Source organism: Priestia sp. RMT2NF4 (assembly GCF_047872835.1).
GTDB classification, from domain to species: Bacteria; Bacillota; Bacilli; order Bacillales; family Bacillaceae_H; genus Priestia; species Priestia zanthoxyli.
Genome location: NZ_JBLQZO010000002.1, coordinates 506,892 through 531,821, shown reverse-complemented (window position 1 = coordinate 531,821; position 24,930 = coordinate 506,892). Strand labels below are relative to the sequence as shown.

Sequence of the window (24,930 nt, the reverse complement as noted above, 5' to 3'; positions counted from 1 at the left end):
ACAATGACAAATGAAATTACGTCTGACTTGTATTTAAGCAATAGGGACACACAAGTGAAGCAAACGGGAAACAGCTCGCTTGGCAAAGATGACTTTTTGAAGCTTTTGATTGCACAGCTTCAAAATCAAGATCCAATGAATCCAATGGAAGACAAAGACTTTATTGCTCAAATGGCTCAGTTTTCATCTCTTGAACAAATGACAAATATGAGCACATCGCTCAATACGTTTGTAACGCAGTCTCAGGCTTCTCCTATTTTAAAAGGAAGCGAATTAATTGGTAAAACCGCTGCATGGTTAGATGAAGAAGGAAATAAAAAGCAAGGAGTCATTTCAACAGCATCCGTCAAAAACAATGAGGTATCGTTTACGATCAACGATGAAAATCATACGGTACTTTCGCTAAACGATATCTTAGAAGTAAGCAGTTAACCAACCAAATTTAAGGAGTGATTTTATGTTACGTTCGATGTATTCAGGAATCAGCGGCATGAAAAATTTTCAAACTAAATTAGATGTCCTAGGAAATAACATTGCCAATGTTAATACATACGGCTATAAAAAAGGACGTACAACGTTTCAAGATTTAGTAAGTCAGCAGGTAGCAGGAGCGACGGCACCGGGAGCTAACCGTGGAGGTGTTAACGCTAAACAAGTTGGGTTAGGTTCACAAATTGGCACGGTTGATACAGTTCAAACGGCAGGGAGTATTCAGTCAACGGGACGGCCGCTTGATTTAGCTATTTCTGGGGATGGGTATTTTATTGTCGGAAATAGTGGTACACAAAACAATGGAACGGTCACAAACCCCATGTATACGAGGGCGGGAAACTTTTATTTAGATAGAAATGGAGCCTTGGTAACAGGGAGTGGCCTTTATTTGCAAAGTTCGACCAATCAGAAAATCGTTATTCCTCCAAATAGTCAAAGCTATGGAATTGGCTCGGATGGCTCAGTGAATTATATAGACAATACTGGTGTATCGAGAGTTGCAGGTACTATTAAACTTGCGAAGTTTGCTAACAATGAAGGACTTCAAAAAGTAGGAGGAAACTTGTTTGCAGATACTCCAAATGCGGGGCTAGTTACAACTCCTGCAAACATTACTCCTGGAAATAGCGGTACAGGAACGCTCGTCTCAAGCGCCCTTGAAATGTCCAACGTTGATTTATCGGAGGAATTCACGGACATGATTGTTGCACAGCGCGGATTTCAAGCGAATACAAGAATTATCACAACATCCGATGAAATACTGCAAGAATTAGTGAATCTAAAACGATAGGCGGGAGGAAGGAGTAGGTATTACTCCGGTTGATTATGATCACTTTAACGAGGCTAAACGGCAAAACATTTACGTTAAATGCTCTTTACATCGAGCAGGTTGAGGCATTTCCAGATACAACTATTACGCTAACAAATAACAAAAAGCTAGTGGTAAAGGATTCAGTTGAAGAAGTGAATGAGAAAGTGACGAGTTATTATCAGCGAATTAACGTATTAGGGTTGCAGCAAACGACGGAGGAATAAAGTGTGTTCAAAAATAAGCTAATTAGTAAGATGATTATTATCCTGCTTTCTCTTACTTTAATAGGAAGCATTGCGGTTATTGTGACGTTAAAGTATACGGAGCAGGCAAGTACCGAAAAAGGTCCATCTATCGACGATGTGATTAAAGCTTCTGTGGATGTAACGGATATCAAAACCAATTTAAAAAGCAATAACTACATCAGCATCTCCTTTAAAATTCAAATGGATAGTAAAAAAGCGGCAGCAGAGCTTCAAAAAAGAGACTTTCAAGTAAGAGACATTATTATCAAACGGCTCTCCGATATGAGTGCTCAAGATTTTGAAGGAACGCAAGGGCTCAGTACGTTAGAAACAGATATTGCAAAGCAAATTGATCAATTAATGGAAAACGGACATGTTGTTAAAATTTATACAACGTCTAAAGTGTTGCAGTAAAGAAAAAGGGAGGGAAGCTAGTGGCTGGGGATGTATTATCACAAAATGAAATTGATGCCCTATTATCCGCGTTATCAACCGGAGAGATGGATGCGGATGAGCTAAAAAAGGAAAATAAAAAACAGCGCATTCGTACATATGATTTTAAACGCGCGCTGCGTTTTTCAAAAGATCAGATTCGCAGTTTGACGCGAATTCATGAAAATTATGCGCGCATGCTCATCAACGTCTTTTCGGCGCAGCTTCGTAACGTTGTACAAGTGTCCGTTGTATCAGTGGATCAAATTCCGTATGAGGAGTTCATTCGCTCTGTTCCGAAAGTAACCATCTTAAATGTGATAGCTGTCCCTCCTTTAGAAGGGCATATCATTATGGAAGTCAATCCGAACATTGCCTATGCGATGCTTGACCGCTTGCTCGGGGGACAAGGCGAGAGCGGTGGGAAAATTAGTAACTTAACGGAGATTGAAACGAGCTTGGTTCGAAACTTGTTAGAGAAAACGTTAGACAGTATGAGAGAAGCTTGGAGTTCTATTGCGGAAATTGAACCTGAAACATCAGAGTTTGAAGTGAACCCTCAGTTTTTGCAGGTAATTTCACCAAATGAAATTGTCATCGTCATTTCATTAAACGTACAAATTGGAGATGAAACGGGCATGATCAATCTATGTATTCCGCACGTGACGCTTGAGCCGATTGTGTCCAAACTGTCCGTTCATTACTGGATGCAATCTTCGAAAAAAGAACCTAACGTACAAGAGGTTGAGCAGCTAAAGGAACAAATCAATGATGCGGAATTGCAGGTTGTAGCCGAGCTAGGAAAAGCGGATATTTCCATTGAAGATTTCCTAGCATTAGATGAGGGAGATGTTATTCGACTGCAAACAAGCGTTCATAATCCGTTAACTATTTACGTCGGAGAACAACCTAAATTTATTGCACAGCCTGGAAAAGTCAGTCGGAAAGTCGCTGTGCAAATTCTAGATGATGTTAAGAGGAGGAACGAAAGGAATGAACGATGACATGCTTTCGCAAGATGAAATTGATGCGTTGTTAAAAGGAACTTCTTCACTTGACGAGTTTTCAGAGCCGAATAAGTCAAGTCAAGTAGACGATTACTTTACGGAAATGGAAAAAGACGCGCTTGGCGAAATTGGAAATATTTCGTTTGGCAGTTCAGCAACAGCGTTATCGGCTTTATTGAATCAAAAAGTCGATATTACCACACCGTTTGTATCGCTCGTGTATAAACAAGAGCTGACGGATGAATTTCCAAATCCTCATGTCGCTGTGCAAGTTCAGTACACAGAAGGCTTTTCTGGTACGAATTTGTTAGTTATTAAACATGAAGATGCAGCTGTTATTTCAGATTTGATGCTTGGTGGAACGGGAGAGAATCCGACGGAAATCATGGATGAAATTAAGCTGAGTGCAGTGCAGGAAGCGATGAATCAAATGATGGGTTCTGCAGCGACGTCTATGTCTACGGTATTTCAAAAGAAAATTGATATCTCTCCGCCGAGCTTAGATATTTTAAATATTCAAAAAGGGGAAGGCACAGAGCTGATTCCCCAAGATGACGTCTTTGTAAAAGTCTCTTTTAATTTGAAGGTAGGCACATTAATCGATTCGAATATTATGCAGCTGTTATCGATATCTTTTGCCAAAAGTTTGGTGGAAGAGCTCTTAGTTCCAAGCGCAGAAGGTACCGCAGCTTCTATTGAAAAAGAATCAGATCTTAACGAAAAGCAAACAGAACCGCCGGCAGCTGAATACATACAGCATGAAGAAACACAGCAGGCAGAACCTGTTCATGTACCAGTTGATGTTCAGCCCGCATCGTTTTCAGAGTTCGAGCACGTGTCTTCTCCTCAAGGGGATTCGCGAAATTTAGACATGCTGCTTGATATCCCGCTTCAAGTTACCGTGGAGCTTGGAAGGACTAAGCGAACGGTTCAAGAGATTTTAGCATTATCTTCTGGTGCAATCATTGAACTTGATAAACTAGCAGGCGAACCGGTAGATATCTTGATTAATAGCAAATTAATTGCAAAAGGTGAAGTGGTCGTCATTGACGAGAATTTTGGCGTTCGCGTAACTGATATTATTAGTCAAAGAGACCGTATTAACAAACTAAAGTAATGATTTTTAGGAGGAGTAGAGATGGGAAACCGAATTTTAATTGTAGATGATGCTGCGTTCATGCGCATGATGATTAAAGATATTTTAACGAAAAATGGATATGAAGTAGTAGCGGAAGCGGCAGATGGCCAGCAGGCTGTGGAGTTATTTAAAGAGCATGCACCAGATCTTGTCACAATGGATATTACGATGCCTGAAATGGATGGAATTACGGCCTTAAAAGAAATTAAAAACATAAAAAGTGATGCCAAGGTGATCATGTGTTCAGCGATGGGACAGCAGGCAATGGTGATTGATGCCATTCAAGCAGGGGCAAAAGATTTTATCGTTAAGCCGTTTCAAGCAGATCGTGTATTAGAGGCAATTTCAAAAGCAATTGGATAAACAACAGATTGGCGGGACTTTCCCGCTAATCTTACACTATGTTGAAGTAAGAGGTGGCAGACATTGCTGCGAAAGTTCGTAATTGTTGCGCTGTTAATAAGCGTATTAGCAGGATCAAATCAAATCGTCTATGCAGAAAGTGGATCTGCATCGGTAAAAGAATGTTTGGAGAAAACGGAGAAGTGTTCAGAGAGTGAGAGTACTGATTCAAAAGAAAAAACTGAACTCCAGGCGACGCCTGCGCTTTCAGCTGGAGATATCGTGAAGATGATATTCGCGTTTTTACTTGTAATTGGGCTGCTTTTTGCGCTCTTAAAATTTGTAAATAAAAAAGGAAGGCTTCTACAAAAAAATAAAGTCGTACAAAACTTGGGTGGTACAAATGTTGGAAGCAGCAAGTCTGTACAAGTAGTCAAAGTTGGAAATCAGCTTTTTGTTATTGGAGTCGGTGAAAATGTGCAGCTTCTTTCAGAAATTACAGGGCAAGAGAAACAGCAGCTGCTTACGCAGTATGAGGAACAACAGAAAAACGAGGGCGAATATAAAGTCGTACTACCGTCTTTTTTAGAAAAATTCACTTCTAAAAAAGAAGAGAAATCTAGTCATTCTTTTCAGCAGCTTTTTCAGCGAGAAATGAATGAAATGAAAATAAAAAGACAAAACGCACTGAAAGAGTTAGAAAGGAACAAAAAGAACGATGAATGAAGTGATGAATCTCTTTAACTCGAGCAGTCCTACAAATATTTCAACTTCTGTCCAGCTTTTGTTGCTGCTGACGGTGTTTTCAGTAGCTCCTGGAATTTTAATCATGATGACCTGCTTTACACGAATTGTCATTGTGCTTTCATTTGTACGTACGTCGCTTGGGACACAGCAAATGCCTCCTAATCAAGTATTAGTTGGTTTATCGCTGTTTTTAACATTTTTTATTATGGCACCAACTTTTTCTCAGGTAAATGAACAGGCGCTTCAGCCGCTTTTAAAAGAAAAAATCACGTTGAATCAAGCCTATAAAAAAGCAGCTGAACCAATGAAAGAATTTATGAGTGCTCATACAAGACAAAAAGATTTAGCTCTTTTTTTAGAATATGCGGATATAGATAAACCATCCTCTGTTCAAGATATTCCCTTAACTGCGCTCGTTCCAGCTTATGCGATCAGTGAGCTAAAGACGGCATTTCAAATTGGATTTATGATTTTTATTCCTTTTCTCATTATCGATATGATTATAGCAAGCGTGCTGATGTCTATGGGAATGATGATGCTTCCTCCCGTTATGATTTCGCTCCCATTTAAAATTTTACTATTTGTACTGGTTGACGGCTGGAATTTAGTTGTTAAATCATTATTAATAAGTTTTCAATAGGTGATAGACAATGAATGGAGAATTTGTCATTTCGTTAGCAGAAAAAGGCGTGTATACAATTTTAATTGTATCTGGTCCTCTATTACTGCTGGCCCTTGTAGTTGGGCTCATTATTAGTATTTTTCAAGCAACTACCCAAATTCAAGAGCAAACTCTTGCTTTTGTTCCTAAGATTGTAGCGGTCTTAGTAGGGATTGTATTTTTTGGTCCGTGGATGTTATCGAAAATGATTTCATTTACATATGAAATTTTTGCAAATCTGTATCGGTACGTAGGATAGCTATGAGTCAGTTGATCTTATCCTATCCCGCGTTTTTACTAGTACTAGTGCGGGTAACGTCTTTTTTCATCACTGTTCCGCTATTTTCATACAAAACGATTCCCGCAGTTCATAAGGTAGGTTTGTCTGCCTCGCTATCCGTCATTATTGCGACAACGATTGATTTACCCGTCGTTTCGTTAGATGCACAGTTTGTACTTTTAGTAGTAAAAGAATGTGCTGTTGGGTTGTTTATTGGTTTGACTGCGTATGTATTTATTATGGCTATTCAAATCGCCGGAGGTCTCATCGATTTTCAAATTGGGTTTGCCATTGCCAGTGTAATAGACCCGCAGACAGGGGCGCAAAGTCCGATACTAGGTCAATATTTATATGTATTTGCTCTTCTATTTTTATTATCGACCAATGGGCATCATTTATTAATAGACGGCATTTATAATAGTTATTTAATTATTCCGTTAGACAAAGTAGCTTTCCCTGTGGGAAGCCAAGCATTTGCTACACACATCATAACTGTTTTTTCATCGATGTTTTTAGTAGCCGTTCAAATGTCTTTGCCTTTGGTTGGTTCATTATTTTTAGTCGATATCGCGCTTGGCATCATCGCGAGAACGGTTCCGCAGTTAAATATTTTCGTAGTTGGATTTCCGGTGAAAATCATCGTTGCTTTTATTTTACTAATTGTAGTGATGGGGAGCATGTTTTATATGATGCAAATCATATTTGAACAAATGATAGAAGCGATGCGCGCGATGATCCGCATATTAGGAGGGGTGTAGCTTTGTTTTTAGTAAAAGTTGATTTGCAATTTTTTGCAGGAGAAAAAACGGAAAAAGCTACACCTAAAAAAAAGCAGGACTCTCGAAAAAAAGGACAGGTAGCTAAAAGTCAAGACGTTACCACTGCGCTCATTCTTTTAATGGTTTTTCTTTATTTTTTGTTTGGAGCCAAACAATTTTTACAGCAAATGATGAAGCTGTTAAGAGAAGCTTTTCAAACGTATATGCTTGAGGAAGTGACGGCAGAGCGCGTATTTGCGATGTTTAAGCATCTTCTTCCTTCAATTGCTCTTGCAGCGGGTCCTGTCATGCTCGCAGCTTTTGTTGCTGCGCTCGGAGCGAATTATATGCAGGTTGGCATTCTTTTTTCCACGGAGGCCCTTCAGCCTAAGTTAGAAAAGATTAACCCTATTAGCGGAGCCAAACGAATTTTTGCCATGAGAGCGCTGGTAGAACTAATCAAGTCAACGCTGAAAATTATGTGTATCGGAGCCGTCACGTTTTTTATCTTATGGATTCACATAGAAGATGTATTAAATTTATCTCAAAAAAGTATAGGGGACTCGCTGGTTGTTCTGTCTAAGCTTGTTTTTCAAATGGGACTTGCAGCTTCGCTTATGCTTTTATTTTTATCCCTGCTTGATTATTTGTACCAAAAGTTTGATTTCGAGAAAAATATTCGAATGTCAAAGCAAGATATCAAAGATGAGCATAAAAACATTGAAGGAGATCCTCTAATCAAATCAAAAATAAAGCAAAAGCAGCGTGAAATGGCAATGTCTCGCATGATGCAAGAAGTTCCAAAAGCAGATGTCGTCATTACAAACCCTACTCATTATGCCATTGCTTTAAAATATGATGAAGAAAAAATGGATGCTCCCTATGTTGTAGCCAGCGGCGTAGATTTTATTGCTCAAAAGATCAAAGGAATTGCCAAAAGTCATGAAATTATCATGGTAGAGAACCGCCCGCTGGCAAGAGCGCTTTTTGATCAAACCAAAGTAGGGGATGCGGTTCCAGAAGAGTTTTTTAAAGCGGTGGCTGAAATATTAGCTTACGTATACCGCATTCAAAATAAAATGTAACGTTACGCTATTGTAAGGAGAGAAAAATTAATGTCTGCAAGAGAACTGCCAGTTGTTATAGGTGTTGTACTCATTATCGTTATGCTTGTTATTCCGTTGCCTTCATGGTTATTAAGTATTTTAATCATGATTAACATTTCTCTTGCGCTGCTTGTACTGCTCGTTTCCATGAATATGAAAGAACCTTTAGAGCTATCGGTGTTTCCGTCTTTGCTGCTGGTTCTTACGCTGTTTCGATTAGGTTTGAACGTATCGACAACCCGTTCAATTTTAGGAACAGGAGAAGCAGGCGGAGTAGTGGAAACATTTGGCCACTTCGTGATTGGTGGAAATCCGTTAGTGGGGTTTGTTGTCTTTATTATTTTAATTATCATTCAGTTTCTCGTTATTACAAAAGGAGCGGAGCGTGTTTCTGAAGTAGCCGCACGTTTTACCTTGGATGCGATGCCAGGGAAACAAATGAGCATTGATGCAGATTTAAATGCAGGTATGATTTCAGAAAAACAAGCAATTGACCGCCGTGAAAAAATTCAGCGCGAAGCAGATTTTTACGGAGCAATGGATGGAGCTAGTAAATTCGTCAAAGGTGATGCCATTGCAGGGATTGTCATTACCCTTATTAACATCTTGTTTGGAATTATTATCGGCATGCTGCAAATGGGAATGTCCATCACTGAAGCATCCCAAACGTTTACTTTGTTAACAGTAGGCGATGGATTAGTGAGTCAAATTCCAGCCCTCATGATTTCAACAGCGACGGGAATTATCGTCACGAGAGCTGCTTCAACAGGCAATTTGAGCGAAGATATTACACGGCAGCTGTTTGCTTTTCCCGTTATGCTTTATGTAACTGGAGGAACAATTGCTGCTCTTGGTTTAATCACGCCAATTAATGATGTCATTACAATGCCTATTGCTATTTTATTAGGGGTGGGAGGCTATTATTTGTCTCAGGCTAAAAATCAGGCGGTTCGTGAAGAAATGGCCCCTACTGAAGAAGAGCTAGAAGACAATGAAATGAAAAGTCCAGAGAGTGTTGTCAATCTATTAAGCGTTGATCCGATTGAATTTGAATTTGGGTATGCATTAATTCCGCTTGCTGATACGAATCAAGGAGGCGATTTACTCGATCGAATTGTTATGATTAGGCGCCAGCTGGCACTTGAGCTAGGATTAGTCATTCCAGTTGTTCGTATCAGAGATAACATTCAGCTTCAGCCCAACGAATACTGTCTTAAAATAAAGGGCAATGAAGTGGCGAAAGGGGAGCTGCTGCTCGATCACTACTTAGCAATCAGTCCCGGAATGGATGATGAGTTGATTGAAGGAATTGATACGTTAGAACCAGCTTTTAAAATGCCTGCGAAATGGATTAGCGAGTCGGTGAAGGAGCAGGCTGAGATGTTTGGGTATACCGTTGTGGACCCACCGTCGGTTGTGTCTACGCACATAACAGAAGTTATAAAATCGTATGCGCATGAGCTGATTGGAAGGCAGGAGACAAAGCAACTAATTGATCACACAAAAGAAACGTATCCTATTTTAATTGAGGAAGTAACGCCTAATCCGCTTTCCGTTGGAGACATTCAAAGGGTACTGGCAAAACTTTTAAAAGAGAGCGTCTCAATTCGAAATTTACCCATTATTTTTGAGGTGCTGGCCGACTACGGAAAAATGACGTCAGACACCGATTTGTTAACTGAATATGTCAGGCAAGGACTTGCAAGGCAAATTACCAGTCAATATACGGTCCAAGAAGGTCTGCTTCGAGTTCTTACCCTTTCAGGAAAAGTTGAAAAAACGATGGCGGAAGCTGTTCAACAAACGGAGCATGGGAACTATTTATCACTAGACCCTAACGTTTCACAAGCTATTGTGGAAAGTATAGCTAAGCAAATAGAAACACTTTCTTTTCAAGAACAGTCTCCAATTGTGTTATGTTCTCCTGCAGTGAGGATGTACGTGCGTCAAATCACTGAGCGGTATTTTCCTCATATGGCGGTTTTATCATATAACGAGTTAGAAGCAAATGTTGAAGTTCAAAGTGTTGGAGTGGTGGATATCTGATGAAAGTAAAAAAATATGTAGTAGAATCTATGCCGCAAGCTATGAAAGCCATTCGTTCAGATTTAGGTGAGGAAGCGGTTATTTTACATTCGAAACAAATTCGAACAGGAGGTTTTCTTGGCTTATTTACTAAGGCGAAAATAGAAGTATTGGCAGCTGTCGATCCCGTAGAAAAGCTGAGCGTAAAGAAGAACTCAGCGCCGCCAGAACCCAGTATGGAAGATAATCAATCTTTTATGAAGCAGCAGCTCAGTGAGTTAAATACTCTTGTCTCACAAATGAGTCAAATGCCAAAGGTTTCTTCAGGTTCATATCCAAAAGTAGTGGAAGATGTGCTTGCTTATTTGCATTTGCAAGAAATAGACGAAGCTATTTTAGAAAACTTGGAGGCTCCTATGCTAGAGTACTACTACTTACATCGCCCTAACTCAAACCAACTCATGAAGTGGACGAAAAACTGGTTTACCAATCAGTTTAAAGCAAGTGAATGGAGCGGTCCTTTCAAAAAATATGTAAGTGTAGTAGGGCCAACAGGTGTCGGTAAAACAACCACTCTTGCTAAATTGGCTGCAAAGTGTGTCCTAGAACAAAATCAAAAAATAGCATTTATCACAACGGACACCTATAGAATTTCAGCGATTGAGCAGCTCAAGACGTACGCTTCGATCTTAAATGCGCCTTTAACGATTTGCTATAACGGAGAAGATTTTAAAAAAGCTTTGCTGGAAACAAAAGCATACGATGTGATTTTTATTGACACAGCAGGCCGTAACTTTTTAGAACCGCAATATGTAAATGATTTAAAGAAAATTATTACGTTTCAAGAAGATTTGCAAACGTTTCTTGTTCTAGCACTAACGTCAAAAGCATCAGATATGAAAGCTATATATGAACGTTTTGCTAGTCTCCCTGTTGATCAACTGATTTTTACGAAGCGAGATGAAACAACTCACAAAGGTTCGCTTTTAAATATGTTGTATCGTTACGGCCAACGAGCTGCTTTTACAACAAACGGGCAGGATGTACCAGAAGATGTTTCGTCATTTAAAATAGAAGAGTTTATCGACGATGTGTTTGGAGATTGGAAAGATGAATGATCAAGCAGCAGTTTTAAGAGAAAAAGTGTTAAAGAAACATCAAAACTCTTTAAGGAATTGTAAAACGATAGCCGTGTTAAGCGGAAAAGGAGGAGTTGGAAAGTCGAATCTATCATTAAACTTATCTCTTGCGCTAACGAAGCAAAAGCAAAGAGTTCTTCTTTTTGACATGGATATAGGGATGGGAAATATTGATATTTTGATTGGACAAACTGCTTCCTATACGATGGTTGATTTGCTAGAAAAAAAGCTTTCCATCCAGCAAATTATTAAAAAAGGTCCTGAAGATTTAGCTTATGTGGCTGGTGGAACGGGAATTTCCTCTGTATTTGAATGGTCTCCATCGGACCTTGCTCATTTAATACAAGAATTGAGTTCTTTGACAAATCAATACGATTACATGATTTTTGATATGGGAGCGGGCATGTCAGAGAGTGTGCTTAAGTTTTTAAAAGCTGTAGATGAAATGATCGTGGTCACAACACCCGAACCTACATCTATCACAGATGCTTACGCTGCTATTAAGCTAGCAGCTTCCTATTCTGTATCAGCACCGGTTCGGCTTATTATTAACAAAACGCTTTCTGACAAAGAAGGAAATGAGACGTATGAACGATTTAACCGAGCTGTTCAGCAGTTTTTGAACATATCTATTTCTCTATTAGGTATTGTGCCAAACGATCAAGCTGTCCAGAAAGCGGTCAATCGCCAAATGCCTTTTTTGCTTCAAAACCCAACATCTAAAGCAAGTGTATCACTAATAGAAATGGTGAATATTCTTATTCCTCAAGACAATAGGATAACGGCTAAAAACGAGGGAATGTTTATTCGGCGCCTCAAACGATTTTTTCTTGAAAGGTAGGAAATGAGAGTGAATGAAATAAAGGTGCTTATTGTAGATGATTCTGCATTTATGCGAAAGCTAATCGGCGATTTTTTGGCATGTGACAGGCGTTTTCACGTTGTGGGTACCGCACGTAACGGTGAAGAAGGGTTGAAAAAAGCGCTCGAGCTGTCGCCAGACATTGTGACACTTGATATCGAAATGCCTAAAATGAATGGCTTAGATATGTTAAAGCAGCTTATGCGTGTGAAGCCCCTTCCTGTCGTCATGTTATCGAGTACAACAATAGAAGGTGCTGAAAATACGCTGACCGCTATGCAGTACGGCGCAGTTGATTTTGTTGCTAAACCTTCGGGAGCTATTTCGCTGGACTTACATAAAGTGAAAGATGAGCTTATCTCTAAACTATTGCTTGCTAGTAAAGCCAACATATCTTCAAGCAGTCATCAGCACGTGCAAAACAGAAGTGTATATAACCTCCCGATGGGGACGAAAGTGAACAAAATGATTTGTATTGGCACTTCTACTGGAGGACCGCGTGCGCTGCAAGAAGTATTATCAACTGTTTCAAAAGACATACACGCACCTATTTTTATTGTGCAACATATGCCTCCAAATTTCACAAAATCATTAGCGGTTAGACTAGATCAGCTAGCTGATATTGAAGTGAAAGAAGCACAAGACAATGAAATCGCGCGCTCAGGATGTGCGTACATTGCGCCTGGAGGTTTTCATATGACGGTTGTAGAGAAAGAAGGACAGCTCAGCATTTGTTTAGACACTTCTTCACCTGTAAAGGGACATCGCCCCTCAGTGGATCGTTTGTTTCAGTCGATTAGTAAAATTTCAGGTTATCAAAAACTTGCTATTGTGTTGACGGGAATGGGGGCGGATGGAACGGAAGGCATTATTGATTTAAAGAAAAATAAAGACGCGCTTATATTGGCTGAATCTAAAGAAACAGCTGTCATTTATGGGATGCCCAAATCAGCTGTTTCTACAAAGCTTGTTGATTATATTGAACCGCTGCGAAACGTTGGAAGCTTTATTTCTCGCTACGCACAGAAATAGGAGGGAAAGTTACGATGGATATGAATCAATATCTAGAAGTGTTTATTGAAGAAAGCAAGGAACATCTTCAAAACGTTAACGACCAGCTAATGCGTTTTGAAAAAAATACCGATGATCTTGGTTATGTAAATGAAATTTTTCGGTCTGCTCATACGTTAAAAGGTATGTCTGCAACAATGGGATTTGATGATTTAGCACAATTAACTCACAAAATGGAAAACGTGCTAGATGCCGTTCGAAATCATCAAATCGACGCTCACACGGAAGTTCTTGATGCTTTGTTTGAATCAGTCGATGCGCTAGAAATAATGGTTCAATCTATTTCTGAAGGCGGCGATGGTCAGCTTGATGTCAAATTGCTTGTTCAAAAGCTGCAGCGTATTGTAGCAGAGGAACCCGCAGCAGAGCATGCGGCTTCTTCTATTGAGTATGATGAGTTCGTACAAACGCTGCTCAGTCAAACAGCAGGGCAAGGATTTAATGCGTTTGAAATAACCGTACAGCTCGAACGCACCTGTCTGTTAAAAGCTGCGCGTGCATATATGGTGTTTGATGTGTTAGGGCAAGTGGGAGACGTCATTAAGTCAGCGCCAACTGTTCAAGATATCGAACAAGAAAAATTTGAATCATCTTTTATCGTTATATTAGTAACAAGCGAATCGCAAGAAAAGCTGAAGGCGAGCATTATGGAGGTCTCTGAAGTAGAAAGCGTGAAAATTGCTGCGGTCCCCATAAAAAAGGAGACAGAAATGCAGGAGCTTGTTTCACAAGAAGAAGCAGCAGCTATACAGGAAGTTACTGTGTCAGCACCTTCTAAATCGCCTGTTGAAGAGAAAAGACAGCTCTCAAATAACAAGACGATTCGAGTCAATATTGACCGTTTGGACAGTCTCATGAACTTGTTTGAAGAACTAGTTATTGATAGAGGCAGGTTAGAACAAATATCAAAAGAATTGAATAATAGCGAATTAGACGAAACGGTAGAGCGGATGTCCCGTATTTCTGGAGATTTGCAAACGATTATTTTAAATATGCGTATGGTGCCTGTAGAAACCGTTTTTAATCGGTTTCCCCGTATGGTGAGACAGCTTTCAAAAGATTTAGGGAAACAAATTGAACTTCAAATTGTCGGAGCTGATACAGAGTTGGACCGGACCGTCATTGATGAAATTGGAGATCCGCTTGTTCACTTATTAAGAAATGCCGTTGACCACGGAATTGAAATGCCTCAAGCACGCTTAAAGAACGGAAAGAATGAAAAGGGAACGATTCGCCTTAAAGCTTATCATAGCGGAAATCATGTCTTTATTGATTTAGAAGATGACGGGGCGGGCATCAATCGTGAAAAGGTATTGCAAAAAGCGTTAGATCGAGGAATTATCGATGGGAAAACTGCTGAAACGCTGACGGATAAACAAGTGTACGAGCTCATTTTCGCTTCGGGCTTTTCGACGGCTGAACAAATTTCAGATGTTTCCGGACGAGGAGTAGGTCTAGATGTCGTGAAAAACACGATTGAATCGCTAGGGGGTTCTGTAACGATCGATTCTAACGAAGGATACGGTTCGCGTTTTTCTATTCAACTGCCGCTCACTCTGTCTATCATTTCTGCTTTACTCGTGCAAATGAGTGAAGAGCGCTATGCCTTACCGCTTTCTTCGATTATTGAAACAGCTATTGTTCAGCCGAAAGAGGTCATGCATGTACATGGTCAAAAGGTTATTGACTTTCGAGGAGCCATTATTCCTCTTATTGATTTAAAAGAACTATTTACTGTGCCTAACTCGGTACAAAGAGATCATTATTCCGTCGTTATTGTGAAAAAAGGAGAAAAGACCGCCGGGCTAATTGTTGATTCTTTTATCGGTCAGCAGGAAATCGTTTTAAAATCTTTAGGTCATTATCTGCCGGGTGTATTTGCTATTTCAGGAGCCACGATTTTAGGCGATGGACAAGTAGCACTTATCATTGATTGCAACGCTTTGATCAAATAACAAATGCTGTAAAAAGAAAGGGAGAAAGGCATGAAAATTATTGTGTTTCAATTGGGGGACGAGGAGTACGGAATTTCAGTAGAAGAAGTGCAATCGATTGAAAAGATTCAGCACATAACACGCGTTCCTGGAGTAAAAGAATATGTAAAAGGTGTTATTAATCTTCGCGGTGTTATTACACCGATTATTGATTTGCGCACTCGTTTTAACTTACAAGAACAGCTTAACCATGAGCTGACACGTATTATTATGGTTCGTCTTAATGATGTAGAAGCAGGTTTGATTGTGGATGCGGCAAATGATGTAGTAGACATTGATGAAAAAACGATTGCTTCAGTGCCTGAAACAGTTGAAGGAACAGCTGTAGAATACTTGAACGGAGTTGTTAAAGTAGATAGCCGTTTAATTGTTCTTCTAAATTTACCTAAAGTGCTCTCTTTAGAAGACCACCTCCAGTGAGCCAAGCGAATAATGGATATCACGCTGAAGTTTGTAGGAGTTGAAGAATCGTGAGAGATGATAAACAAGTGATTAAGGTAGGAATTGCCGAGATGAATGTTACACATGCACCCGCAGTGCTTCGAACAGCGGGATTAGGGTCATGCGTAGGAGTTGTCGTTTACGACTCTGTTCACTCAGTAGCTGGGCTCGCTCATGTAATGCTTCCCGATTCAAGCGGGGCTAAATGTCCTTTTAATAGAGCTAAATATGCAGATACAGCCATTTTTGATTTGATAAATATGTTGATTAAACAAGGTGCACATAGAAGATTATTAAAAGCAAAAATAGCAGGGGGCGCACAGATGTTTCAATTTGAACCAAGAAATGATGTGATGCGAATTGGCCTTCGAAATGTTCAAGCAGTGGAGAGAGAACTGCATAGAAACAGTGTAGAAATTGCAGCAAAAGCTACAGGAGGACACAACGGACGCACAATTGAATTTGATCCTCAAACGGCTATTTTAAAGGTTCGTACGATTAATGAAGGGATAAAAACGATATAAAGCGCGCTCTGACCGTTGACCGTTTAATAGCGCTATAAAAAGGAGTTGAAAGACCCTTGAAAAGTATACAAGAAGTTGAAGAACATAAAATTTGGCAGGAATGGATAGAGACGAGAGACTCCCATGCGGGAAACATGCTTGTTAAAAAGTATATGCCGCTTGTTAACTATCACGTTCAGCGGATTAGTGTAGGGCTGCCGAAGAATATTCATAAAGAAGAGCTTCGTAGTTTAGGATTAATCGGCCTTTACGATGCTTTGGAAAAGTTTGATTACGGTAGAGACTTAAAGTTTGATACATATGCGTCTTTTCGAATTCGAGGGGCGATAATAGACGGGCTTCGTAAAGAAGATTGGTTATCAAGAAGCGCAAGGGAAAAGACGAAAAGAATTGAGCAAGCAACAGAAGCACTTGAACAAAGATACTTGCGCAGAGTTGCACCAAGTGAGGTTGCAAAAGAAGTAGGCATGACAGAAGCAGATGTTGTTCATACAATGAATGAAGGCTTCTTAGCTAACGTTTTGTCAATGGAAGAACAGCCAAAAGAGTATGAAGATGGAGAGCAAAAATACACGATTAAAGATGAAAAAACGCTCTCTCCTGAAGAGGAGCTAATTAACGACGAACGATATCAAGAGCTCGCTGGAGTTATCGAGCAGCTAAATGAAAAAGAGCAGCTTGTTGTTTCATTATTTTATAAAGAGGAGTTGACTTTCACAGAGATCGCGCAGCTGTTAGGGCTATCCACTTCACGCATTTCTCAAATTCATTCGAAAGCGCTGTTTAAAATGCGTACGAGTTTAAGCAAAATAATTTAACAAAGAGGTAAAGTGATGGGGTTTTTACTCACAGTTAGTTTTTTAATTCATGGTCTATCACTGTTTTGCATTATTCTTTTATATATGCAAGTGACCAAAGTGAAAAGGATTGAACGCTTGCACCAGCAAAATATAAATAAAATGGAAGCTGCAATGAGTTCATATCTCGCTGAATTTCAGGAACAAAACGAGCAGTTTTTACGGCAGCTTCGTGAGCGTTCAACTTCGCTTTCTTCCGAAATGGAAGAAAGCAGCGCCAAATCACCTTTGGTAGATGAAGAAGACGTGCCTGTTCAAAGGGTGGATCTAAAAAGTGAGCCTTCCCAGTCGCTGCATGAACTTCTCTCTATAGAAGAAAATCAGAAACATATAAGCACATCTTTTGATAAATTAACTACAGACCAAATTCAAGATTTGTCAGGTGAAGAGATAAAAGAATTTTCCGTTTATTTAAAGGGAAAAGGTTTAACAATTGAAGAAATTGCAAAACATTTACACAGAGGGAAAACTGAAATTGAATTATTATTGAAATTTCATCAATAAACTTAATGAAACGCTTGCTTGTGAAAAAGGAGTATGCTATATTAGTTTTTGGTGTTATTACACACGCTTGTTGATTCGGTTGATGGTGCTACTTTTTGTAGTTTCGGCTGAAGATGATATAAGCGGAGGAGACTTAAAACCATTAGGAGGAAAAACACATGTCAGTAATTTCAATGAAACAATTACTAGAAGCTGGTGTACATTTCGGTCACCAAACTCGCCGTTGGAACCCAAAAATGAAGAAATATATCTTCACTGAGCGTAACGGCATCTACATTATCGATCTTCAAAAAACAGTTAAGAAAGTAGAAGAAGCGTACAAATTCGTTAAAGAATTAGCTGCAGACGGCGGTACTGTTTTATTCGTAGGTACGAAAAAACAAGCTCAAGATTCTGTTAAAGAAGAAGCAGCTCGCGCTGGTATGTACTTTGTTAACCAACGTTGGTTAGGTGGTACATTAACTAACTTCTCAACTATCCAAAAACGTATCAAACGTTTAAAAGATATCGAAAAAATGCAAGAAGACGGTACTTTCGAAGTACTACCTAAGAAAGAAGTAGTTCAACTTAAAAAAGAGTTAGAGCGTCTTGAAAAATTCTTAGGCGGCATTAAAGATATGAAACAACTTCCAGATGCATTATTCATCATTGACCCTCGTAAAGAGCGTATTGCAGTAGCGGAAGCTAAAAAATTACACATTCCAATCGTTGGTATCGTAGACACTAACTGTGATCCAGACGAAATTGATTATGTAATCCCTGCAAACGATGATGCAATTCGTGCTGTTAAACTTTTAACTTCTAAAGTTGCTGATGCTATTCTAGAAGCTAAACAAGGTGAAGAAACAGCAGTTGAAACTGAAACAACTACTGCTTAATTCCGTGAAAGGTGATAAGAGGGAATAGCCTTTTATCACCTTTTTTTGAAAAGATTTAACCCATTTATATACATTAATTACATACCCAAACAAGGAGGCTACACATTATGGCAATTACTGCTCAAATGGTAAAAGAACTACGTGAAAAAACAGGCGCTGGTATGATGGATTGTAAAAAAGCGTTAACTGAAACTAACGGTGATATGGAGCAAGCAATCGATTTCTTACGTGAAAAAGGTATTGCAAAAGCTGCTAAAAAATCAGACCGTATTGCTGCTGAAGGTCTAACTTACATCGAAACTCAAGGTAACGAAGCTGTTATCTTAGAAGTTAACTCTGAAACTGATTTCGTTGCGAAAAACGAAGGTTTCCAAAAATTAACAAAAGAATTAGCTGCTCACATCTTAGCTAACAAACCAGCTGACGCTGCTGAAGCTGCTACTCAAAAAATGGAAAACGGTGCAACTGTTGAAGAACACATCAACTCTGCAATCGCTACAATCGGAGAAAAATTATCTCTACGTCGTTTCGCTGTAGCAACAAAAACTGATGCTGATGCATTCGGTGCTTACCTACATGCTGGCGGACGTATCGGTGTGTTAACAGTATTATCTGGTACAACTGAAGAAGCTGTTGCAAAAGACGTTGCTATGCACATCGCTGCAATCAACCCTAAATACATCTCTCGTGACCAAGTTTCTGCTGAAGAAACTGAGCGTGAGCGCGAAGTATTGACTCAACAAGCATTAAACGAAGGCAAACCAGAAAAAATCGTTGCAAAAATGGTTGAAGGTCGCCTTGGCAAATTCTTCGAAGATATTTGCTTACTAGATCAAACATTTGTTAAAAATCCTGATCAAAAAGTACGTCAGTTCGTTGAGAGCAAAGGCGCTACTGTTGAAAGCTTCGTTCGTTTTGAAGTAGGAGAAGGTATTGAGAAACGTCAAGACAACTTCGCTGAAGAAGTAATGAACCAAGTTAAAAAGTAAGGGTTTGACCGTATAGGGAACACTGTGTGTTCCCTTTTTTACAAAAGAGATCTCACCGTTAACGATGGAGGTAAGCATGAGTCAAGCAAAATATAATCGTATCGTATTAAAGTTAAGTGGAGAAGCATTAGCTGGTGAAGATGGTTTTGGTATTAACCCATCCATCATCAAATCTGTTGCTGAACAAGTAAAAGCCGTTTATGAATTAGGTGTGGAAATTGCTGTAGTCGTTGGTGGTGGAAACATTTGGCGTGGTAAAATTGGTAGTGAAATGGGTATGGATCGTGCAGCTGCTGATTATATGGGAATGCTAGCAACAGTGATGAACTCGCTGGCTCTTCAAGATAGCTTAGAGAACATTGGTGTGCAAACACGAGTTCAGACTTCTATCGAGATGAGACAAGTAGCAGAGCCTTATATTAGAAGAAAAGCTGTTCGACATCTTGAGAAAAAACGCGTTGTTATTTTCGCTGCGGGTACAGGAAACCCTTATTTCTCTACAGATACAACAGCAGCTTTGCGTGCAGCTGAAATCGAAGCTGACGTTATCTTAATGGCTAAAAACAACGTAGATGGCGTTTATAATGCAGATCCTAAGCTTGTACCTGATGCTGTAAAATATGAAACATTAACATATATTGATGTTTTAAAAGATGGACTAGCTGTTATGGATTCTACAGCTTCTTCATTATGTATGGACAACGATATTCCGCTAATTGTTTTCTCAATTACGGAAGAAGGCAATATTAAACGTGCCGTTACAGGCGAAAACATTGGAACAATTGTAAAGGGGAAATAAACATGCCAAAACAAGTGTTGCAAAACGCAAAAGAAAGAATGGAAAAAGCAATTCAATCATTTAGCCGCGAACTAGCATCAATTCGCGCTGGACGTGCAAGCGCGTCACTTCTTGACCGCGTAACGGTAGAATACTACGGTGCACCAACACCGATTAACCAATTGGCGCAAGTAAGCGTACCGGAAGCTCGTATGCTTGTTATTCAGCCTTATGACAAATCACAAATTGGTGAAGTTGAAAAAGCTATTTTAAAATCTGATTTAGGATTAACACCTACAAGCGATGGAACTATTATCCGTTTATCGATTCCTGCTTTAACGGAAGAGCGTCGTCGTGAGTTAGTGAAAATGGTTAAAAAATATGCTGAAGAAGCAAAAGTTGCGGTTCGTAACGTACGCCGTGATGCAAACGATGATTTCAAAAAGTTAGAGAAAAAAGGTGAAATTACTGAAGACGATCTACGCGGCTACAGTGATGACATTCAAAAACTAACAGATGACCATATCGTAAAAGTGGATAAAGTGGCAAAAGATAAAGAAGAAGAAATTATGGCAGTTTAAGTCATTTCAAGGTAAAATATATTGTAAAAGACCCTCTATTGTTTACAGGGGGTTTTTTTGTTAATAATGTGTAGTAAGAAAAAACTCACATAAGCTACACGTTTATGTGAGAGCGTACAACGGGGGACCTTTGCATGTTAAGAAAATTTCAAGCATGGAAGAAAAGTCAAGATTTAAATACACTGTCTTTGTCAGAACGAAAAGATCAAGTGAAACAGCACCCTGTTCCTGAACATATTGCAATTATTATGGATGGGAACGGTCGTTGGGCGCAAAAACGAGCTCTTCCTCGCATGATGGGCCATCATGAAGGAATGAAAGTAGTACGTCATGTGACCAGACTGGCCAATGAATTAGGTGTTAAAGTATTAACTTTATATGCATTTTCCACTGAAAATTGGAAGCGCCCCAAAACTGAAGTTGAGTTTTTAATGAAACTGCCAGAGGAATTTTTAACAACCTTTTTGCCTGAGCTAATTGAAAAAAATGTGCAAGTTCGTATTATGGGAGATAAAAGTGAGCTCCCTGCCCATACGATTCGAGCCGTGGATAAGGCAATTGAAAAAACAAAGCATAACACGGGGATGATTTTAAACTTCGCGCTTAATTACGGTAGCCGTCACGAAATTGTGGGCGCTATTCGGTCATTGGCAGAAGATGTAGAACAGGGAAAAGTGGCTTCCTCTTCTATTTCAGAAAATTTATTTTCTTCCTATTTAATGAGCAAAAGCCTTCCAGATCCGGATTTGCTTATTCGCACAAGTGGCGAGCTTCGCTTAAGTAACTTTATGCTTTGGCAGCTAGCGTACACAGAGTTTTGGTTTACAAAAGTATTATGGCCAGATTTTAAAGAAAATCATTTAATCGAAGCAGTCGAGGCGTTTCAAAAGCGCGGTCGCCGCTTTGGTGGTGTATAAGAAGGTGTGGAAAACAAGATGAAACAGCGCATTATCACCGCGATTGTAGCACTTGCGGTATTTGTGCCGATTGTTTTAATTGGAGGGTTACCTTTTACCCTTATCATGTATGTGATCGGAACAGTTGGTGTAATTGAGCTTTTAAAAATGAAACATTTGAAAGCAATGTCTTTTCCAAGTATCATTAGTTTATTACTAACTTGGGTGTTTTTACTACCAAACGGAAGAGATGTTGCATTTCAATTCTTAAGTGAACATAAGATAGAAGTAGCGCTTGCTGCTGTCCTTCTTTTATTAATGTACACGGTTGTAGTTAAAAATAAATTTACCTTCGATGACGTTGGGTTTATTTTATTAACAACAGTATATGTTGGCTTTGGCTTTCATTATTTTATCGAGGTTCGTCAAGAGTTCGGGTTAGCTTATTTGTTCTTTGCTTTCCTTATTATTTGGGCGACGGATTCCGGAGCTTATTTTATTGGACGAGCAATGGGGAAACGAAAGCTATGGCCGGAAATCAGTCCCAATAAAACAATTGAAGGTTTTGTTGGTGGCGTCGTATGCGCTATTATAGTAGCCGTTGTATTTAAGCTGTTAGCAAATATTGATCAAACTATGATCGAGCTACTTGTAATTGGTATTATCGTATCGTTATTTGGACAGATGGGTGATCTTGTACAATCAGCGTTCAAACGTCACTATGGCGTAAAAGATTCAGGGAAAATTTTACCGGGTCATGGTGGGATTTTAGACCGTTTTGACAGTTTAATGTTCATCATGCCAATTTTAGCTTTTTTATTATCTCTATAAAAAAGATGTCTTTGTTTTAATAGGAGTGAATATACTTGAAGAAAATTTCCTTGTTAGGAGCTACAGGTTCAATCGGTACTCAAACCGTTGATATTGTTCGAGCGCATCCTGAGCATTTTGAGCTCTCAGCAATCTCTGTAGGTCGAAATATTAACGAAGCAAGAAAGATTATTCAGCAGTGTAAGCCAGCCCTTGTTTCTGTAATGAAGAAAGAAGATTGTCTGTCACTGCAAGCAGAATTCCCTTCTATTCGATTTGTTTATGGAGAAGAAGGACTTGTGGAAGTAGCAACTCATCCTTCTACAGAAGTGTTGGTAAACGCTGTTCTTGGAAGTGTAGGGTTGACTCCTACGCTAGAAGCAATCAAAATGAGAAAAACAATTGCTATTGCAAATAAGGAGACACTTGTTACCGCTGGTCACCTTGTCATGGAAGCAGCCAAGGAATATGGCGCTGATATTTTACCGGTAGACAGTGAGCATTCAGCTATTTTTCAAAGTTTGCAAGGGCAAGATCAAAAAGCAATAGACCGTTTAATTTTAACGGCTTCTGGAGGGAGCTTTCGAGATAAGACGAGAGCAGAACTACAGGGAGTAACGGTTGAAGATGCGTTAAATCATCCAAACTGGTCAATGGGAGCTAAAATTACAATTGATTCGGCAACGATGATGAATAAGGGACTAGAAGTGATTGAAGCACATTGGCTTTTTGATCTTCCCTATGAGAAAATTGATGTATTGTTACATAAGGAAAGCATCATTCATTCTATGGTAGAGTATTCTGATACAAGCGTTATTGCTCAGCTTGGAACGCCCGATATGCGCGTGCCAATTCAATACGCGTTAACGTATCCAAGACGCATGTCTTTGCCTGACACCAAGCGTTTAAGTTTGGCGGATATTGGTCAGCTTCACTTCGCTAAAATGGATGAAGAGCGTTTTCGCTGTTTAGCTTTTGCATTTGAGGCTGGCAAAGCGGGTGGAACACTTCCGACTGTTTTAAATGCAGCTAATGAAGAAGCTGTTCAAGCCTTTCTAGATGGTCACATTACATTTTTACAAATTGAAGATGTGATTGAAAAAGCAATGAATGAACATACTGTAATACAGAAACCTTGTTTATCTACTATTAAAGAAGTAGATTTAGAAGCAAGAGAGTTTGTTAGATCCGCCATCTCTCGATAATGTGCGTGCGAGAGAAGCCACTCCCTTATTTTTGGTGGGTGGAGGTTTGACTCTATTACATGAAGGGGGTAATACCCATTGAACACAGTCATTGCGTTTGTCGTCATTTTTGGAGCTCTTGTATTCTTTCATGAGCTTGGTCATTTAGTTTTTGCAAAGCGTGCAGGCATCTTATGCCGTGAGTTTGCCATTGGGTTTGGTCCCAAAATCTTTTCATTTAAACGAGATGAAACAGTTTATACCATTCGCTTACTGCCTCTAGGTGGATTTGTTCGAATGGCTGGAGAAGACCCGGAAATGATTGAAGTTAAGCCTGGTCAAATGGTGGGCCTCATGTTTGATAAGGAAGGCAAAGTAAATAAAGTCATTATTAATAACAAGGAACAGCATCCAAATGCAAAAGTTATTGAGGTAGAGCAAGCAGACTTAGAGCATAATCTATTTATTTCAGGTTATGAAGAAGGTGAAGATGAACATCTGCAAAAATTCGAGGTAGCAGAAGAATCTTACTTTGTTATGGACGGAGAAGACATTCAAATTGCACCTTACAGCCGTCAGTTTGCTTCCAAAACTCTTGGTCAGCGTGCGCTAGCCATTTTCGCTGGTCCACTAATGAACTTTATATTAGCCTTTGTTATTTTTATCGTTCTTGGGATTTCTCAAGGATATGTTGTTGACAAACCTGTGATGGGCAAATTAACATCAGATGGAGTAGCCGTTGATGCGGGACTTAAACAAGGAGATAAAGTTCAAGCAATTGATGGACAAAGTGTTTCAACGTGGGATGATGTCGTAAAAGTAATTCAAAAACATCCTGAACAGCAAATTACATTCACGGTTCAGCGCGGCGGCAAAACCCTAGATATTCCAATTACACCTGAAAGCCGCAAGGTTGGGGAACAGACAATTGGATTAATTGGCGTATATGCACCGGTTGAAAAGTCATTCATTGGTTCGATCACGCACGGAGCTACTGAAACATATACGTGGATGAAAGAAATCTTAACGGGCCTTGGAAAGCTTGTGACAGGACAGTTCAAACTGGATATGCTTTCTGGTCCTGTAGGTATTTACGCAGCAACCGATCAAGTAGCACAGTCAGGCATTTATTACCTAATGAAATGGGCAGCCGTTTTAAGTATTAACTTAGGGATTGTCAATTTGCTTCCACTTCCTGCTTTAGATGGAGGACGACTATTATTCTTCGCTGTAGAAGGAATTCGCGGTAAGCCAATTGATCGTCAAAAAGAAGGGATTGTTCATTTTATCGGTTTTGCTTTATTAATGCTGCTGATGCTCGTTGTAACGTGGAACGATATTCAAAAGTTCTTTTTATAAGACATACGCTCAGCGAGGG

General features: G+C 39.5%; 29 protein-coding genes. All 29 read left to right on the top strand.

Annotated elements, in window-relative coordinates; all coding sequences use genetic code 11:
* Window positions 1-3 precede the first annotated feature (3 nt).
* The 29 genes from flgD to rseP all read left to right on the top strand — a co-directional run bounded on the left by flgD (window position 4) and on the right by rseP (window position 24,911).
* Entirely contained in the window at window positions 4-432 is a 429-nt protein-coding gene (gene flgD, locus ACMX9J_RS11885; RefSeq protein WP_048019847.1) for a flagellar hook assembly protein FlgD, read from the top strand.
* A 25-nt stretch (window positions 433-457) separates the two neighbouring features.
* Complete coding sequence (gene flgG / locus ACMX9J_RS11880; RefSeq protein WP_014458441.1) at window positions 458-1,282, top strand: flagellar basal body rod protein FlgG; 825 nt, start codon at window positions 458-460, stop codon at window positions 1,280-1,282.
* 35 nt (window positions 1,283-1,317) lie between these two features.
* Entirely contained in the window at window positions 1,318-1,527 is a 210-nt protein-coding gene (locus tag ACMX9J_RS11875) for a flagellar FlbD family protein (protein ID WP_025750317.1), read from the top strand.
* A gap of 3 nt (window positions 1,528-1,530) precedes the next feature.
* Window positions 1,531-1,962, top strand: a complete 432-nt coding sequence (gene fliL / locus ACMX9J_RS11870) for a flagellar basal body-associated protein FliL (protein WP_028411424.1) — start codon at window positions 1,531-1,533, stop codon at window positions 1,960-1,962.
* Between the two features lie 20 nt (window positions 1,963-1,982).
* On the top strand, window positions 1,983-2,984 hold the full coding sequence (gene fliM, locus ACMX9J_RS11865) for a flagellar motor switch protein FliM (RefSeq protein ID WP_034265235.1): 1,002 nt from the start codon (window positions 1,983-1,985) through the stop codon (window positions 2,982-2,984).
* Window positions 2,974-4,104, top strand: a complete 1,131-nt coding sequence (gene fliY, locus ACMX9J_RS11860; RefSeq protein ID WP_255219746.1) for a flagellar motor switch phosphatase FliY — start codon at window positions 2,974-2,976, stop codon at window positions 4,102-4,104. The genes fliM and fliY overlap by 11 nt, the downstream gene beginning before the upstream one ends.
* Window positions 4,105-4,125: 21 nt before the next feature.
* Window positions 4,126-4,488: a response regulator gene (locus tag ACMX9J_RS11855; RefSeq protein WP_033579786.1), complete on the top strand. Its 363-nt coding sequence runs from the start codon at window positions 4,126-4,128 to the stop codon at window positions 4,486-4,488.
* A 63-nt stretch (window positions 4,489-4,551) separates the two neighbouring features.
* Window positions 4,552-5,193, top strand: coding sequence for a flagellar biosynthetic protein FliO (locus tag ACMX9J_RS11850; RefSeq protein WP_028411421.1), 642 nt, complete (start codon window positions 4,552-4,554; stop codon window positions 5,191-5,193).
* Window positions 5,186-5,854: a flagellar type III secretion system pore protein FliP gene (gene fliP / locus ACMX9J_RS11845; protein ID WP_028411420.1), complete on the top strand. Its 669-nt coding sequence runs from the start codon at window positions 5,186-5,188 to the stop codon at window positions 5,852-5,854. Before ACMX9J_RS11850 ends, fliP begins: the two co-directional genes overlap by 8 nt.
* Before the next feature lie 10 nt (window positions 5,855-5,864).
* Complete coding sequence (gene fliQ / locus ACMX9J_RS11840) at window positions 5,865-6,134, top strand: flagellar biosynthesis protein FliQ (RefSeq protein ID WP_033579787.1); 270 nt, start codon at window positions 5,865-5,867, stop codon at window positions 6,132-6,134.
* Between the two features lie 2 nt (window positions 6,135-6,136).
* Window positions 6,137-6,913, top strand: a complete 777-nt coding sequence (fliR, locus tag ACMX9J_RS11835; RefSeq protein WP_047749904.1) for a flagellar biosynthetic protein FliR — start codon at window positions 6,137-6,139, stop codon at window positions 6,911-6,913.
* A gap of 2 nt (window positions 6,914-6,915) precedes the next feature.
* Window positions 6,916-7,998, top strand: coding sequence for a flagellar biosynthesis protein FlhB (gene flhB, locus ACMX9J_RS11830; protein WP_176343463.1), 1,083 nt, complete (start codon window positions 6,916-6,918; stop codon window positions 7,996-7,998).
* Window positions 7,999-8,028: 30 nt separating this feature from the next.
* Window positions 8,029-10,065 carry a flagellar biosynthesis protein FlhA gene (gene flhA, locus ACMX9J_RS11825; protein ID WP_033579790.1) on the top strand — a complete coding sequence of 679 codons (2,037 nt, stop codon included), beginning with the start codon at window positions 8,029-8,031 and terminating at the stop codon, window positions 10,063-10,065.
* Entirely contained in the window at window positions 10,065-11,162 is a 1,098-nt protein-coding gene (gene flhF, locus ACMX9J_RS11820) for a flagellar biosynthesis protein FlhF (RefSeq protein ID WP_176343464.1), read from the top strand. Before flhA ends, flhF begins: the two co-directional genes overlap by 1 nt.
* Entirely contained in the window at window positions 11,155-12,024 is an 870-nt protein-coding gene (locus ACMX9J_RS11815; RefSeq protein ID WP_028411415.1) for a MinD/ParA family protein, read from the top strand. The genes flhF and ACMX9J_RS11815 overlap by 8 nt, the downstream gene beginning before the upstream one ends.
* A gap of 9 nt (window positions 12,025-12,033) precedes the next feature.
* Window positions 12,034-13,077, top strand: coding sequence for a protein-glutamate methylesterase/protein-glutamine glutaminase (locus ACMX9J_RS11810; RefSeq protein ID WP_176343465.1), 1,044 nt, complete (start codon window positions 12,034-12,036; stop codon window positions 13,075-13,077).
* 14 nt (window positions 13,078-13,091) lie between these two features.
* Entirely contained in the window at window positions 13,092-15,071 is a 1,980-nt protein-coding gene (locus tag ACMX9J_RS11805) for a chemotaxis protein CheW (protein ID WP_176343466.1), read from the top strand.
* A 30-nt stretch (window positions 15,072-15,101) separates the two neighbouring features.
* Window positions 15,102-15,530 (top strand): chemotaxis protein CheW, encoded by a 429-nt coding sequence (locus ACMX9J_RS11800; protein WP_014458457.1) that lies wholly within the window; start codon window positions 15,102-15,104, stop codon window positions 15,528-15,530.
* Between the two features lie 50 nt (window positions 15,531-15,580).
* Window positions 15,581-16,075 carry a chemotaxis protein CheD gene (locus ACMX9J_RS11795; RefSeq protein ID WP_028411411.1) on the top strand — a complete coding sequence of 165 codons (495 nt, stop codon included), beginning with the start codon at window positions 15,581-15,583 and terminating at the stop codon, window positions 16,073-16,075.
* 56 nt (window positions 16,076-16,131) lie between these two features.
* Window positions 16,132-16,893, top strand: coding sequence for a FliA/WhiG family RNA polymerase sigma factor (locus ACMX9J_RS11790; RefSeq protein ID WP_176343467.1), 762 nt, complete (start codon window positions 16,132-16,134; stop codon window positions 16,891-16,893).
* A 15-nt stretch (window positions 16,894-16,908) separates the two neighbouring features.
* Window positions 16,909-17,436, top strand: coding sequence for a hypothetical protein (locus ACMX9J_RS11785; protein WP_176343468.1), 528 nt, complete (start codon window positions 16,909-16,911; stop codon window positions 17,434-17,436).
* Between the two features lie 158 nt (window positions 17,437-17,594).
* Complete coding sequence (rpsB, locus tag ACMX9J_RS11780) at window positions 17,595-18,314, top strand: 30S ribosomal protein S2 (RefSeq protein WP_013058850.1); 720 nt, start codon at window positions 17,595-17,597, stop codon at window positions 18,312-18,314.
* A 107-nt stretch (window positions 18,315-18,421) separates the two neighbouring features.
* Window positions 18,422-19,303 (top strand): translation elongation factor Ts, encoded by an 882-nt coding sequence (gene tsf / locus ACMX9J_RS11775; RefSeq protein ID WP_013058849.1) that lies wholly within the window; start codon window positions 18,422-18,424, stop codon window positions 19,301-19,303.
* A 76-nt stretch (window positions 19,304-19,379) separates the two neighbouring features.
* Window positions 19,380-20,102, top strand: a complete 723-nt coding sequence (gene pyrH, locus ACMX9J_RS11770) for a UMP kinase (RefSeq protein WP_028411409.1) — start codon at window positions 19,380-19,382, stop codon at window positions 20,100-20,102.
* A gap of 2 nt (window positions 20,103-20,104) precedes the next feature.
* On the top strand, window positions 20,105-20,662 hold the full coding sequence (frr, locus tag ACMX9J_RS11765) for a ribosome recycling factor (RefSeq protein WP_013058847.1): 558 nt from the start codon (window positions 20,105-20,107) through the stop codon (window positions 20,660-20,662).
* A gap of 134 nt (window positions 20,663-20,796) precedes the next feature.
* Window positions 20,797-21,579, top strand: a complete 783-nt coding sequence (locus ACMX9J_RS11760; protein ID WP_028411408.1) for an isoprenyl transferase — start codon at window positions 20,797-20,799, stop codon at window positions 21,577-21,579.
* A gap of 18 nt (window positions 21,580-21,597) precedes the next feature.
* Window positions 21,598-22,389 (top strand): phosphatidate cytidylyltransferase, encoded by a 792-nt coding sequence (locus ACMX9J_RS11755; RefSeq protein WP_028411407.1) that lies wholly within the window; start codon window positions 21,598-21,600, stop codon window positions 22,387-22,389.
* 35 nt (window positions 22,390-22,424) lie between these two features.
* Complete coding sequence (dxr, locus tag ACMX9J_RS11750) at window positions 22,425-23,573, top strand: 1-deoxy-D-xylulose-5-phosphate reductoisomerase (protein ID WP_033579795.1); 1,149 nt, start codon at window positions 22,425-22,427, stop codon at window positions 23,571-23,573.
* A 78-nt stretch (window positions 23,574-23,651) separates the two neighbouring features.
* Window positions 23,652-24,911, top strand: coding sequence for an RIP metalloprotease RseP (gene rseP, locus ACMX9J_RS11745; protein ID WP_028411405.1), 1,260 nt, complete (start codon window positions 23,652-23,654; stop codon window positions 24,909-24,911).
* Window positions 24,912-24,930: the final 19 nt, after the last annotated feature.

Coding starts and splice junctions, on each gene's coding strand:
- flgD (WP_048019847.1), top strand. CDS start 4: ATGACAAATGAAATTACGTCTGACTTGTATTTAAGCAATAGGGACACA.
- flgG (WP_014458441.1), top strand. CDS start 458: ATGTTACGTTCGATGTATTCAGGAATCAGCGGCATGAAAAATTTTCAA.
- ACMX9J_RS11875 (WP_025750317.1), top strand. CDS start 1,318: ATGATCACTTTAACGAGGCTAAACGGCAAAACATTTACGTTAAATGCT.
- fliY (WP_255219746.1), top strand. CDS start 2,974: ATGAACGATGACATGCTTTCGCAAGATGAAATTGATGCGTTGTTAAAA.
- ACMX9J_RS11855 (WP_033579786.1), top strand. CDS start 4,126: ATGGGAAACCGAATTTTAATTGTAGATGATGCTGCGTTCATGCGCATG.
- fliP (WP_028411420.1), top strand. CDS start 5,186: ATGAATGAAGTGATGAATCTCTTTAACTCGAGCAGTCCTACAAATATT.
- fliQ (WP_033579787.1), top strand. CDS start 5,865: ATGAATGGAGAATTTGTCATTTCGTTAGCAGAAAAAGGCGTGTATACA.
- fliR (WP_047749904.1), top strand. CDS start 6,137: ATGAGTCAGTTGATCTTATCCTATCCCGCGTTTTTACTAGTACTAGTG.
- flhA (WP_033579790.1), top strand. CDS start 8,029: ATGTCTGCAAGAGAACTGCCAGTTGTTATAGGTGTTGTACTCATTATC.
- flhF (WP_176343464.1), top strand. CDS start 10,065: ATGAAAGTAAAAAAATATGTAGTAGAATCTATGCCGCAAGCTATGAAA.
- ACMX9J_RS11815 (WP_028411415.1), top strand. CDS start 11,155: ATGAATGATCAAGCAGCAGTTTTAAGAGAAAAAGTGTTAAAGAAACAT.
- ACMX9J_RS11805 (WP_176343466.1), top strand. CDS start 13,092: ATGGATATGAATCAATATCTAGAAGTGTTTATTGAAGAAAGCAAGGAA.
- ACMX9J_RS11800 (WP_014458457.1), top strand. CDS start 15,102: ATGAAAATTATTGTGTTTCAATTGGGGGACGAGGAGTACGGAATTTCA.
- ACMX9J_RS11785 (WP_176343468.1), top strand. CDS start 16,909: ATGGGGTTTTTACTCACAGTTAGTTTTTTAATTCATGGTCTATCACTG.
- rpsB (WP_013058850.1), top strand. CDS start 17,595: ATGTCAGTAATTTCAATGAAACAATTACTAGAAGCTGGTGTACATTTC.
- tsf (WP_013058849.1), top strand. CDS start 18,422: ATGGCAATTACTGCTCAAATGGTAAAAGAACTACGTGAAAAAACAGGC.
- pyrH (WP_028411409.1), top strand. CDS start 19,380: ATGAGTCAAGCAAAATATAATCGTATCGTATTAAAGTTAAGTGGAGAA.
- frr (WP_013058847.1), top strand. CDS start 20,105: ATGCCAAAACAAGTGTTGCAAAACGCAAAAGAAAGAATGGAAAAAGCA.
- ACMX9J_RS11760 (WP_028411408.1), top strand. CDS start 20,797: ATGTTAAGAAAATTTCAAGCATGGAAGAAAAGTCAAGATTTAAATACA.
- ACMX9J_RS11755 (WP_028411407.1), top strand. CDS start 21,598: ATGAAACAGCGCATTATCACCGCGATTGTAGCACTTGCGGTATTTGTG.